Consider the following 12,043-nt stretch of genomic DNA (forward strand, 5'->3'; position numbering starts at 1 on the left):
AATGGACTCCGCAAAAATCTCAGGCAACTGGGACGAGGTCGAAATGGCCGAGGGCCTCGGCATAGGAATGAGCCGGGCGGGCGACGTCGAAATGCACCGTGCGCATGCCGGCAGCACAGCCGCCATCGACATTGCGCCGCTGGTCGTCGACGAAGACGCAAGCGCCGGCCGGCACGCCGAGCGCCTCGGTGACGAAGGCATAGGCGCGCGGATCGGGCTTGAGGATGCCGGTGTAAGTGGCGTCGATGATCACATCGAACAGGCCGAGCAACGGCAGCCGCTGGCGGAAGTCGGCGCCGTAGAACAGGTCGAGTTCATTGGACAGGATGGCCAGTCGGAAACCGGCGGCATGCACCGTGCGAATGGTGCTGTCAGCCTCCGGCCGCACCACCTTTTCCGGCTCGGCCCCTCGCGCGCGCCGGACGAAGGTCTCCATCGCCTGCCAGTCCTCGCCCACCAGACGGCCGACCTCGCTTGTGCGTGTGCGCCAATAGTCACGCTCGCTGATCTCGTCGGCCTGCATGGCGCGCCACAGCGGATCGCTGCCCGGATCGAACGGCCCGCGCCATTGCAGCGTCCCCGGCGCGAGGCCGAGCGCCTGTTCGGTCAAGGCGTGGGTCTCGAACAGCGTGCGGGTGACGACGCCGCCGAAATCGAGGACAAGCGCCTGGGCGGGAACAGCACTCACGCCGCCACTCCCTTGGCCGGCTTGCCACGCGGGACGATGCCTTCCTCGACCCAGCGGTCGAAGATCTCGAGCGCCTTGCCGACGAAGTCGTCGCTGTTGATGTGAGCGTCGATCTCGTGGAACTCGACGCCGGCGGGAATGACCTTGCGAATTTCGTCAGTGAAGGCGGCCAGGGCTTCCGGCTCATAGAGCGGCTCGCCCTCCACGTCCCATTCCTGGATGCCTTGGGACGGCAGGACGAAGGCGGAGCGGCCTCTGGCGGCACCGAGCTTGGCGGCGATGGTCCTGGCGACCTGGCGGCGATCGTCGGCATCGACGGTGATCGAAGCGATCAGCCTGTTATGGGCGTGAAACGGCCGCTTCGAGAATTTAGCCGGCAAATCCTGCCAGGTCGGCAGGTCGACCATGTCGACCGCGCCGGGTGCTGCGATCTGCGGAATGCCGCGGGCACCGGCATTCTCCAGCCGGTCGGCGCCGGAACTGACGACTGAGCCCGCGAGATGGTTGGTGATCTCCTGCAGGCTGAAGTCGAACACCGCGCAAAAATGGTCCTGACCGGCAATCGATTCGAAGGCACGGCCGCCCATTCCGGTGGTGTGGAAGACGGCAACGTCATAGCCGCGCTGTTCCAGCGCCGGCTTCAGGGTCTTCATGTAGCGCAGGCAGCTGCTGCCGAGCGAGGTCATGCCGATGGTCGGCCCGATTGCCGGAGCCGACATGCGAGTCTCCAGCACGATCCTGGCCGCGCCGACGACCGCACCACAGGCCTGTGACAGGACCAGCCTGCAGATCGAGTTGAGGCCGTACAGCCCGCCCGCCCAGAGGATCATCATCAGGTCGGGCGCGACGCGCTCGGGTGGGATGAGGTGCGAATAGGCGATGGTCGAGACGACGAATTTCGGCACGCCGAGCGGCAGGCAAAGCGCCACGTCGAGCGCCAGATCTGTCCCCATCGAACCGCCGATGGCGATGAAGGCGTCGATCTCGCCGTTTTGATGGAGCTTGCGCACCAGTTGGACGGCGCCGCCGGCCATCAGCGTCATGGCGGTGTTCTCATCACCGCTCAAAACGATCTCGGCGATCGTCACATCCACCGCCCGCGCCACGGCGTGCTTATCGTGGTCCGGGCTGTAGGGCGGGTCGCCCAGCACGCTGACATCCATCATCACGGCGCTGCCGCCCGACTGCTCAATGCACTGTTTCATGAACAACAGCTCTTCGGCCTTTGTGTCGCCCGTGCCGATGACCAGGATGCGGGGCGCAGTCTCCGAGGGCATCAGGCCTGCCTCCTCAGGGTTTGCAGGTTCTCGCCGTTGAGGCGCATCGAAATTTCCCGTGCCGCTTCCATCACCGCAAGTCCCCGTTCCGCGATCGCGGCTGCCGTGGTTCTGGCCTTCGGCGCGGCCACCGCGATGGTGCCGAGCGCAAAGCCATCCGCCCCGCGGATTGCCGCCGCGACGCTGATCACACCTTCCTCATAACCCTGGTCGCAGATCGAATAGCCGCGCTCGCGCGCCTCGCCCATGGATCTTGAGATGGCGGCCGGCTCGATCAGCGTATGAGCCGTGAAGGCATCGAGCGAACCCGTCAGGCACGCCCTGACGGTCTCGTCGCGGGCGAAGGCCAGATAGGCGATGCCCGACGCGGTCGAATGCAAAGGCAGCAACTGACCGATGTCGATGTTGACCCGGTTTGCCCATGCTGGATGCTCGACGTGGACGGTGACCAGCCTGTCGACGCCGAATTCCGACAAATGCACGGTCTCGGCCGTCGATGCGGCCAGGTCCCGCACCAGCGGAACGGCCGTCTGCAGGAAGGGAAAGCGCGCCTCGCGGATGCGCGCCAGCCGCGACAGGCCGGCGCCGAGGCGATAGTGCCGCGTACCCGCATCCTGCTCGACGAAACCACGGCTGGCCAGCGCTACCAGCAGCCGCCTTGTCGTCGCCTTGTCGAAGCCCGAGCGGCGCGCCAGATCGGACAGGCCGAGCTCGGGCTCGTCGACGTTGAACAGCTCCAGAAGCGAGATCGCTTTTCCGACCGTACTCAAATTTGCCTCCCGGTTCGGACAATCATTTAACGTGTGAATTAACTTGACAGGCATCAGCATTGTTTGCAAGTCTATATTCAAAATAACGGTTCAAATAATGAACCAACCACCAGAGTGCATGGGACAGGCCATTCGGCCGGCGAACTCAAGGGTTTGCAAACAGGAGGGATCAATGACAGCAGTCTCGGAACAGGCGCCGGCCAACAGGCTGCGCAAGAACAGTCTTGGCGTCGGCGCCATCACCTTCATGGTGATTTCTGCGGCCGCCCCACTCACGGCAGTCGCCGGCGGCACGCCGCTTGGCATGCTGATGGGCAATGGCGCCGGCTTTGCCGGCACCTATCTCATCGTGACCGTGCTGCTGCTTTTGTTCGCGGTCGGCTATGTCGCCATGTCACGCCATGTCGGCAATGCCGGCGCCTTCTATGCCTATGCCGCACGCGGCCTCGGCAGCATGGCCGGCGGCGCCACGGCGCTGATCGCCATCCTGTCCTACAACGCCATGCAGATCGGCGTCATGGGCCTGCTGGGCGCCGCAACCGCCGGCCTGTTCGCCGGCTGGGGCATCAACCTGCCCTGGTGGGTGTGGAGCTTCATCGCCATCGCGCTGGTCGCCGTGCTCGGCTATCGGCAGGTCGACCTCTCCGCCAAGATCCTGACGGTGCTGGTGCTGTGCGAATATCTTGTGGTGCTGATCCTCGATATCGCCATCCTCAAGACCGGCGGCGATAGCGGCCTGTCGGCGGCGCCATTCAGCTGGAGCCAGATCGTCAGCGGCTCGCCGGCCATCGCCATCCTGTTCTGCTTCGCCGCCTTCATCGGTTTCGAGGCGACGACGATCTATGCCGAGGAAGCCCGCGACCCAAAGGTCACCATTCCGCGCGCCACCTATTTCTCGGTCGTGCTGATCGGCGTCTTCTACATGCTCACGGCATGGCTGATGGCGGTCGGCGCCGGTGTCGACAAATTGCTGCCGACGCTGCAGGGATTGCAGGATCCGACGACCTTCCTGTTCGGCCTGTCCGACCGCTACGCCGGCACGATGCTTTCGCAGGCGATGAGCATCCTGTTCGTGTCGAGCCTGTTTGCCGGCGTGCTGGCGTTCCACAATGCGGTTGCGCGCTATATCTACGTCTCGGGCCGCGAGAAGCTGTTGCCGCAGATGATCGGCGTGACGCATCCGGTGCACCAGAGCCCACACGTCGCTTCCGTCATCCAGAGCGTGCTCGCCGCGGTCGTTGTCGGCCTGTTCGCCGTGCTCGGCCTCGATCCGGTGCTGGCGCTGTTTTCGTGGCTGACCAATGTCGCGACGCTCGGCGTCATCGCGATGATGGCGGTGGCATCGCTTGCCGTGGTGATGTTCTTCCGCGCCAACCCGGCGGCCCACGAGAATGCGCTGAAGACCACCATCCTGCCCGGGCTGACCTTCATCGCCTTCGTCATCATCATCTATTTGATCGTCATCAATTTCGGCAGCCTGTCGGGAGCCGGCGGTTTCCTTGGCGTGTTCCTGCCGGGGCTGGTGCTGATCGCCGCGATCGTCGGCCTGCTGCTGGCCAGCGCGCTGAAGAGCCGCGATCCGGTCGCGTTCAAAAACCTCGGCCAGCCGCTGAAAGATTGAGAAAAGCAAAGGGGCGGCATGCCACGCCGCCCCTTACACCACAAGGGGAGTGGCGGATTTGAGCTTTGCCGAAAATATCACCGTCGAGGCATTGGAAGCCGATCCCTACCCGATCTATGCAGAGCTCAGGCGCAGTGCGCCGGTCGCTTTCGTGCCGGCGGTCAATCTTTGGTTCGTCACCCGCTGGAAGGATGTCGAGAGCGTCGCCAAGTCGCCCGAGATCTTCTCCGCCGTCGTCGGCTCGTCACCAGTTGAGCGTTCCTTCGGCAAGCCGACCATCCTGACCACCGATGGCGAGACGCACAAGCAACTGCGCCAAGGCGTCGACCCGAAATACCGGCCGCGCACCGTCGCCGCCTATGCCGGCGACCTCGTGCGGTCGATTGCCGAACCTTTTCTGGACCGGATCGCCAACCAGGGCTCCGCCGAGCTGATGGCCGATTATTTCGAGCCGGTGTCGACGCTCAGCCTGGCGCGCTCGCTCGGCCTTGCCGGCATCGATATGCCGACGCTGCGCCGCTGGTTCTACGGCCTTGCCCAGGGCGCCATCAATTTCGAGAACGATCCGAAACGGCAGGAGATCGCCGACGCAATCAGTGCCGAGGTCGGCGACGCCATCCTGCCGACGCTGGAAAGACTTGCGCGCCAGCCAGATGACTCGGCGCTGTCGCACATGCTGCATGACGGCATGCCGGAGGGCACGACGCGGCCGATCGACTTTCTGATGCCCAGCATCAAGGTCATCCTGCTTGGCGGCATGCAGGAGCCCGGACATGGCGCCGGCTCGATCCTCGCCGGCCTGCTGGCCCATCCCGAGCAATTGCGGCAGGTGCTCGCCGATCCCGAGACTTTCGTGCCGAGGGCGGTCGACGAGGGCCTGCGCTGGGTGGCGCCGATCGGCACGCAGACGCGGCAGACGACGCGGGCAGTCGAGCTTGGCGGCGTGACGATCCCGGCCGGCGCTGCCGTCGCCGCCCTCGTCGCTTCGGCAAGCCGCGACGAGAGTCGCTTTGCCGATCCCGACCGCTTCGACATCAACCGCAACGAAGGCAACCATGCCGCCTTCGGCTTCGGCCATCATTTCTGTTCGGGCCGGTTCTTCGCACGCGAGCAGATGTGCCTTGCGGTGAGGCTGTTGCTCCAACGCTTCCCCGATCTCAGCCTTGTGCCGGGCAAGGAACCGGTGTTTCGCGGCTGGGAATTCCGCGCGCCAACCACATTGCATGTTTCCCTTGGAGTCCGTCACCAATGATCAGTCAGAATGCCATCGAAACGCTGCGCAAGACGGAGATCGGCGCGCAGGGCCTGTTCATCGATGGCGTGCAGGTCGAGGCAACAAGCGGCGCAAGCCTGCCGGTGACGTCGCCGATCGACGGCCGACCTTTCGCCAGCATCGCCGACGGCAACGCCGCCGACATCGACCGCGCCGTGAAGTCGGCGCGCAAGGCGTTCGAGAAGGGCTCGTGGTCGCGCGCCGCACCCGCCTTTCGCAAGAAGGTGCTGACGAAATTCGCCGAGCTGGTCGAGAAACACGCCGATGAGCTCGCCGTGCTCGGTGTGCGCGACAACGGCACCGAGATCGGCATGGCCTACAAGGCAGAACCGCTGTCGGCGGCAGGCACCATCCGCTACTATGCCGAGGCCATCGACAAGGTCTATGGCGAGATCGCGCCGACGGCCGAGAATGTGCTCGGACTGATCCACAAGGAGCCGCTCGGCGTCGTCGGCGTCATCGTGCCGTGGAATTTCCCGCTGATGATCGGTGCCTGGAAGATCGCGCCTGCACTTGCCGCCGGCAATTGCGTGGTGGTGAAGCCGCCGGAGATCGCCTCGCTGACGCTGCTGCGGCTGGCCGAACTGGCAAGCGAGGCCGGCTTGCCCGCCGGTGTGCTCAACGTCGTCACCGGGCTTGGCGCGGTCACCGGCGAGGCGCTCGGTCTGCATATGGATGTCGACGCCATCGCCTTCACCGGTTCCGGCCCGGTCGGCCGGCGGCTGCTCGAATATTCCGCTCGCTCCAATCTGAAGCGCGTCTTCCTCGAACTCGGCGGCAAGTCGCCGAACATCGTCTTTGCCGACGCCCCGGACCTGAAACAGACAGCGGTCGTCTCGGCCAATGGCATCTTCCGCAATTCCGGCCAGGTCTGCGTCGCCGGCTCGCGGCTTCTCGTCCAGTCAGCGGTCTATGACCGCTTCATGGACGAACTGCTCTCGGCAACCATGCGGCTCAAAGTCGGCGATCCGCTTGATCTCACCAGCGATGTCGGCGCGGTATCGAGCGCCGAACAGCTGGACAAGAACCTCGGTTTCGTCGCCAGGGCCACGGAAGAAGGTGCCCGTCTCGTCACCGGCGGCCAGCGGATGCTGACCGAGACCGGTGGCAGCTACATGGCGCCAACGATCTTCGAGAATGTCATGCAGGACATGCAGTTGGCGCGCGAGGAGGTGTTCGGGCCGGTGCTCGGCGTCATGCGCTTCGAGACCGAGGAGGAGGCGGTTCGGCTTGCCAATTCGACCATCTACGGGCTTGCCTCCGCGGTGTGGACCGCCAATCTCTCCACCGCGCATCGCATGGTGCGCGCCATCAATGCCGGCGTCGTCCACGTCAACACCTATGGCGGCGCCGACATCACCGTGCCGCTCGGCGGCGTCAAGCAGTCCGGCTTCGGCCGCGACAAGTCGCTGCACGCGCTGGAGAAATATTTGGAACTGAAGGCGGCCTGGATCGCGCTTTGACGGCACGCTGAGCTCTCTGAGAATCTGACGACCTCCAGACGCGCGCAAGATCGCGCCGCGATCCGCTGCGGCCGGCCAAGCAGCGGCTTTTGCTCACGCTTTTGAAAATTTTGAGAGAATATTCCCGGCTTTGGCGAGAATGGCGAAACGCGTTCTTTGATAAATTTGATAGAATTTCTGAGGATGCGACCAAGGCTAGGCAATCCGCCTCGCTGCCATGACTTCACAACCGCAGAGATCAATCATGACTGACTTCAAGAACACTTTGCCATCTTCCCCCGGGTCAACCGTCAACCGGCGCAGTGGCCTTGCTCTGCTGTTCGCCTCAGTCGTCGCGATCGGCAGCCTGATTGCACCGCATGCGTCGTTTGCCGAGGACAAGAAGGCGATCAAGGTCGGCATCATCAGCGGCGAGGACGAGGACGTCTGGCGCGTCGTCGTCGCGCAAGCCGCCGAAAAGGGCCTTGCCATCGAGACGGTGGTATTCAACGACTACACCCAGCCCAACGAAGCGCTGGAGCGCGGCGAGATCGACGCCAACGCCTTCCAGCACCAGCCCTATCTCGACAACCAGATCAAGACGCAAGGCTACCACATCGTCCGTGTCGGCTATACCGGCGTCTGGCCGATCGGCCTCTACTCTAAGAAGTTCAGCAAGGTTGCCGACCTGCCCGAGGGCGCGGTCATTGGCGTGCCCAACGACCCATCCAATGAAGGCCGGGCGCTGCGCGTGCTGCAGAACGAGGGCGTGATCAAGCTCAGGGATGGCACCGGCATTCTGGCCACCACCGCCGACATCGCCGAGAACGCGAAGAAGGTGGTGATCAAGGAACTTGACGCCGGTATCGTCGGCCGCTCGGTCGAGGATCTCGATGCGGCCGTAGTCAACACCGACTGGGCGCTGAAAAGCGGCCTGTCGCCGGAAAACCGCATCGCGCAGGAGCCTATCGCCGACAATCCCTACCGCAACTTCATCGCGGTGAAGACCGGTAACGAGAACGAGGCCTGGGTGAAGACGCTGGTGGCTTCCTATCAGAACGAGGCGGTGAAGGCCGAGTTCGACAAGGTCTACAAGGGCACCGGCCTCAGCGCCTATTGATCCGGTCCTCGGCCGGAAGCCCGGTTCGAGAGCAACAGCGGGCCGCGCTCAGGCGCGGGCCGCGATTGCGTTTTCGGGAACAGGAATATTCATGAACCAGCATATCACGGCATCCGGGGAGACCGCCGATCCGACCCAGACCCGGCCCGACGCATCTCAGGATGTCGTGCGCCTTGTCGACCTGAAGCGCCATTTCGGTGTGACGGCGGCGCTCGACGGCATTTCGCTGACCGTGCGCAAGGGCGAGATCCTCGGTATCATCGGCCGCAGCGGCGCCGGCAAATCGACGCTGATCCGCTGCCTGAACGGGCTCGAACGGCCTGACTCCGGCGAGGTGTTCATCGAGGGCCGCGAGATCAGCCGGCTCGGCGAGCGCGACCTGCAGCCGCTGCGGCGGCGCATCGGCATGATCTTCCAGCATTTCAACCTGCTGTCGGCCAAGACCGTCGAGGACAATGTGGCGCTGCCGCTGAAGATCGAGGGCCGGCCGAAAGCCGAGAGGCTGAAGCGCGCCGCCGAACTGCTCGATCTTGTCGGCCTGTCGGAGAAAGCCAAGGCCTATCCGGCGTCGCTGTCGGGCGGCCAGAAGCAACGGGTCGGCATCGCCAGGGCGCTTGCCGCGCGCCCGGCGCTGCTCCTGTCGGACGAAGCCACCTCGGCGCTCGATCCGGAGACGACGCGCTCCATCCTCGCACTGCTCAAGGACATCAACCGGCAGCTTGGCCTGACCATCCTTTTGATCACCCATGAGATGGAGGTGATCCGTTCCATCGCCGACCGCGTGGCGGTGATCGACGCCGGACGCATCGTCGAGCAAGGGCCGGTCTGGTCGGTGTTTGCCGACCCACAATCAGACATCACCAAAAGCCTGCTCGGCGCCATCCGGCCGCAGCTGCCAGCCGAACTGGCGGCCCGGCTGCTGCCGGCGGCCGGCCCGGAGACGATCCTGCGCGTGGATGTGGCCGGCGAAGCGGCAAGCAGGCCATTGCTGTCCGACCTTGCCACGGCTGTTCCAGGCGCCTTCCGCCTCGTCCATGGCGGCATCGACCATATCCAGCAGCAGCCGGTCGGCACGCTGTTCCTTTCGGTTCCCGGCAGCGATGCAAATCATCTTGCTGACATCATCACATTCCTGAAGGCCCGCCAGGCGCGGGTGGAGGTGCTTGGCCATGTCGCCAATCCTGTTTGAACTTCTGCTGCGTTCGATCTGGGAGACGGTGCTGATGACGGCCGCCTCCGGCCTCATCTCGCTGGTCTTCGGCCTGCCGCTCGGCCTGGCGCTGATTGCTACCGAACGCGGCGGCATTGCCGAAAGCCTTTGGGTGAACCGGGCGCTCGGCGCCATCATCAACGGCTTCCGCTCGGTGCCCTTCATCATCCTTCTGGTGGCGCTGATCCCGGTGACGCGGCTGATCGTCGGCACCTCGATCGGCACATGGGCAGCCATCGTGCCGCTGTCGATCGCCGCCACGCCCTACTATGCGCGCATCGCCGAAGTGTCGCTGCGCGAAGTCGATCGCGGGCTGATCGAGGCGGCGCGCGCCATGGGCGGCAACCGCTGGACGATCATCCGCGAGGTGCTGGTGCCAGAAGCCCTGCCCGGCATCGTCGCCGGCTTCACGGTGACGCTGGTGACGCTGATCGGTGCGTCAGCCATGGCCGGCGCGATCGGCGCCGGCGGCCTCGGCGACCTCGCCATCCGCTACGGCTACCAGCGTTTTGAGACGTCGGTGATGATCGCAGTGGTCATCGTGCTGATCATCCTGGTCTGCGGCATCCAATGGGTGGGGGATTGGTTGGTGGCGAGGCTGGATAGACGGGGGTGATTGTTAGGCCGACGAACTAGGCGATGATGTCTTCTATCAGTGCTTGCAATGACGCTTCTGAACCGCTGAAACTGTCGATCATGGCTTGAATGACGCGATCCGTTCAAGGATGTCGTCATTGAATGTCAGGCCCGCGTGCTCGGCGAGCATCGCAAGGAAGGTGAGCTGGGTTCGGCCGTTGCCTTCGCGAAACGGATGCACGGCGTTGATCTCCGCGACGATGTGCGCCAGATGCTTCGCAAAGCTGGTGCCGTCGAGATGAGCTAAGCGGTCGGGATTGCCGAGTTCGCGAAAGACCCACGCCATCTCGGTGGCGATGTGTTCGGGATAGCAGAACCAATTGCCGGCCTTGCCGATGCGGATGGTGCGCGGCTGACCGGCCCAGCCACACATCCTGGAACAGGTGCCGGTGCAGGCCGAGATAGTGACGGTAGTCGAGTTCGCCTGCCGGAAATGGCTCGTCAGCGCGAGTCAGGAACAGCGCGAGCTCGACTTCATCAAACTCAGCCTGGTCGCGGATGTCCAACAGGTTAATAAGCACCGTCGTGCCGGGGTAGCACAGCGGATCGAACTCAGCGGCGTAGACCAAAGTCTATTTCTTCTTACGGATTTCTTCCTTGATGAGCGAACGCCGCTCATCACCGGACAGTCCGTGTCGTACGCCTTGGGCGAGTAATTTCGCCATGCGAGGCGATAACGTCATGCCTTCCACAGCGCTGATTTTCTCGCCGCGCTCGCTGGTCAGTACGAACTGGCCGGTCTTGGCTGAACGGCTGGCTCTTGAGCTAGGAGACTTCATTTCGAGACAATATCATAACCATTGAGGAGAGACCAAAATGATTTCCAGGGTAAGCCCACTTAGCCGCGCAACCTCCCCCCCTCGGGATCGAAGAACGGTATCGGCGCCACGACCGCCCGGCTCGGCTTGCCATCGATGTCTATGCTGAGTTCGGTGCCAATCGCGGTGAAAGGCAGCCGCAGGTGCGCCGTGGCCAGCACCTTGCCCAGGGAATAGCCGTGATCGCTGTAGGTGACGATGCCGGCGTCCTCGCCATCGGCCAGGACCCTGGCATCGGTGGCGGCCGGCGTGTCGCCGTCGAGGATCAGGCCGACCCATTGCTCGTCGAGGCCCTTGTCGCGGACCTTGAGCAAAGCTTGCCGGCCGACGAAATCGCCCTTGTCGAACTTGATCCAGCGGTCGAGGCCGACATGGAACGGCGTGCGGCTCTCATCCATGTCGATGCCGTGTGCCGGATAGGCTTTTTCCAACCCGAGCGTGAACATTGCCAGCACGCCATAGGGTTTCAGGCCAAAGTCCCGGCCGGTCCGCATCAGCGCGTCCCAGACTGAAGCGGCCTCGTCGGCCGGCACGAACAGCTCGAAGCCGAGCTCGCCGGTGACCCCGGTGCGCGAGATCAGCACCCGCGTGCCGTTGATGTGGCCTGACGTGAACGACCAGCGTTTCAGCCCGTCCAGATCGGCATCCGAGATCATCGCCTTCAACAGTTCGCGCGAGCGCGGACCCTGGATGGTCGGGAAGGCGATGGCTGCGGTTATGTCGGTGACATAGGCTTTGCGACTCTGCGCGTGATGCAACAGCCAGGGCAGCATCTTCAGGCGGTTGACCGAGCCGGTTACCAGCATGAAGTGCTCCGGACCCAACCGAAACACGGTGAGGTCGTCCATGATGCCGCCATCCTCGCGGCACACCGTGGAATAGCGGACCTGGCCCGGTTTCATGGCAGCGGCATTATTGACGATGACATGGTTGACCAGCGCCTCGGCATCCGGCCCCTTGATGTCCATCTTGCCCATGGTGCTGAGATCCTGCACGCCGACATTTTTGCGGGTGTTCAGATGCTCGTCGGCAATGCCGGAATAGGTTTTAGCGGAGATGAAATCGCCCCCGACACGACCCATGGTCGCGCCCAGCCCGACGATGCTGCTGTAGAAAGGGGAACGCCGCTCAGCCAAGGAAGTCTCCATCATGAATTGCGATCCAGAGACCGTTTCGAAATTCGCTCTG

General features: G+C 63.9%; 12 protein-coding genes. 7 read left to right on the plus strand and 5 right to left on the minus strand.

Annotated elements, in window-relative coordinates; genetic code table 11:
- Positions 1-19: 19 nt before the first annotated feature.
- Genes LB559_RS19160 through LB559_RS19170 form a run of 3 tightly spaced genes read right to left on the minus strand, consistent with a single transcriptional unit; the run spans position 20 to position 2,735 of the window.
- Positions 20-688, minus strand: coding sequence for an HAD family hydrolase (locus LB559_RS19160; protein WP_024502132.1), 669 nt, complete (start codon positions 686-688; stop codon positions 20-22).
- The gene (locus LB559_RS19165) at positions 685-1,965 is read right to left on the minus strand and encodes a Tm-1-like ATP-binding domain-containing protein (protein ID WP_224674731.1); all 1,281 of its coding nucleotides are present in this window, start codon (positions 1,963-1,965) and stop codon (positions 685-687) included. Before LB559_RS19165 ends, LB559_RS19160 begins: the two co-directional genes overlap by 4 nt.
- Positions 1,965-2,735: an IclR family transcriptional regulator gene (locus tag LB559_RS19170; RefSeq protein ID WP_224674732.1), complete on the minus strand. Its 771-nt coding sequence runs from the start codon at positions 2,733-2,735 to the stop codon at positions 1,965-1,967. Before LB559_RS19170 ends, LB559_RS19165 begins: the two co-directional genes overlap by 1 nt.
- 172 nt (positions 2,736-2,907) lie before the next feature.
- Here LB559_RS19170 and LB559_RS19175 point away from each other — a divergent pair, with 172 nt between their 5' ends.
- The 6 genes from LB559_RS19175 to LB559_RS19200 all read left to right on the plus strand — a co-directional run bounded on the left by LB559_RS19175 (position 2,908) and on the right by LB559_RS19200 (position 10,017).
- Complete coding sequence (locus LB559_RS19175) at positions 2,908-4,356, plus strand: APC family permease (protein ID WP_224674733.1); 1,449 nt, start codon at positions 2,908-2,910, stop codon at positions 4,354-4,356.
- Between the two features lie 49 nt (positions 4,357-4,405).
- Positions 4,406-5,608: a cytochrome P450 gene (locus tag LB559_RS19180; RefSeq protein ID WP_224674734.1), complete on the plus strand. Its 1,203-nt coding sequence runs from the start codon at positions 4,406-4,408 to the stop codon at positions 5,606-5,608.
- Positions 5,605-7,092 (plus strand): aldehyde dehydrogenase, encoded by a 1,488-nt coding sequence (locus tag LB559_RS19185; protein WP_224674735.1) that lies wholly within the window; start codon positions 5,605-5,607, stop codon positions 7,090-7,092. Before LB559_RS19180 ends, LB559_RS19185 begins: the two co-directional genes overlap by 4 nt.
- Positions 7,093-7,336: 244 nt before the next feature.
- A complete protein-coding gene (locus tag LB559_RS19190) occupies positions 7,337-8,191 on the plus strand; it encodes a MetQ/NlpA family lipoprotein (protein WP_013528557.1) in 855 nt (284 codons plus the stop codon).
- Positions 8,192-8,282: 91 nt separating this feature from the next.
- A complete protein-coding gene (locus tag LB559_RS19195; protein ID WP_224674736.1) occupies positions 8,283-9,380 on the plus strand; it encodes a methionine ABC transporter ATP-binding protein in 1,098 nt (365 codons plus the stop codon).
- Entirely contained in the window at positions 9,361-10,017 is a 657-nt protein-coding gene (locus LB559_RS19200; RefSeq protein WP_013528559.1) for a methionine ABC transporter permease, read from the plus strand. The genes LB559_RS19195 and LB559_RS19200 overlap by 20 nt, the downstream gene beginning before the upstream one ends.
- Positions 10,018-10,095: 78 nt before the next feature.
- On the opposite strand, the gene LB559_RS33040 is transcribed toward LB559_RS19200, so the two are convergent.
- Positions 10,096-10,410: a Fic family protein gene (locus tag LB559_RS33040; protein WP_318014175.1), complete on the minus strand. Its 315-nt coding sequence runs from the start codon at positions 10,408-10,410 to the stop codon at positions 10,096-10,098.
- A 10-nt stretch (positions 10,411-10,420) separates the two neighbouring features.
- On the opposite strand from LB559_RS33040, the gene LB559_RS33045 reads away from it, so the two are divergent.
- Positions 10,421-10,693: a hypothetical protein gene (locus LB559_RS33045; RefSeq protein WP_318014176.1), complete on the plus strand. Its 273-nt coding sequence runs from the start codon at positions 10,421-10,423 to the stop codon at positions 10,691-10,693.
- A gap of 182 nt (positions 10,694-10,875) precedes the next feature.
- Here the strand turns inward: LB559_RS33045 and LB559_RS19215 are convergent, their stop codons facing one another.
- Positions 10,876-12,006, minus strand: coding sequence for an aminomethyltransferase family protein (locus LB559_RS19215; RefSeq protein ID WP_224674738.1), 1,131 nt, complete (start codon positions 12,004-12,006; stop codon positions 10,876-10,878).
- Between the last annotated feature and the right edge of the window lie 37 nt (positions 12,007-12,043).

The organism is Mesorhizobium sp. BR1-1-3, from assembly GCF_020165455.1.
GTDB lineage: Bacteria > Pseudomonadota > Alphaproteobacteria > Rhizobiales > Rhizobiaceae > Mesorhizobium > Mesorhizobium ciceri.

What these genes read in the sequence shown, in the direction of transcription:
- LB559_RS19195 (WP_224674736.1), top strand. Translation starts at nt 8,283, where the DNA reads ATGAACCAGCATATCACGGCATCCGGGGAGACCGCCGATCCGACCCAG.
- LB559_RS19200 (WP_013528559.1), top strand. Translation starts at nt 9,361, where the DNA reads ATGTCGCCAATCCTGTTTGAACTTCTGCTGCGTTCGATCTGGGAGACG.
- LB559_RS19215 (WP_224674738.1), bottom strand. Translation starts at nt 12,006, where the DNA reads ATGATGGAGACTTCCTTGGCTGAGCGGCGTTCCCCTTTCTACAGCAGC.
- LB559_RS33040 (WP_318014175.1), bottom strand. Translation starts at nt 10,410, where the DNA reads ATGTGTGGCTGGGCCGGTCAGCCGCGCACCATCCGCATCGGCAAGGCC.
- LB559_RS19175 (WP_224674733.1), top strand. Translation starts at nt 2,908, where the DNA reads ATGACAGCAGTCTCGGAACAGGCGCCGGCCAACAGGCTGCGCAAGAAC.
- LB559_RS19165 (WP_224674731.1), bottom strand. Translation starts at nt 1,965, where the DNA reads ATGCCCTCGGAGACTGCGCCCCGCATCCTGGTCATCGGCACGGGCGAC.
- LB559_RS19190 (WP_013528557.1), top strand. Translation starts at nt 7,337, where the DNA reads ATGACTGACTTCAAGAACACTTTGCCATCTTCCCCCGGGTCAACCGTC.
- LB559_RS19185 (WP_224674735.1), top strand. Translation starts at nt 5,605, where the DNA reads ATGATCAGTCAGAATGCCATCGAAACGCTGCGCAAGACGGAGATCGGC.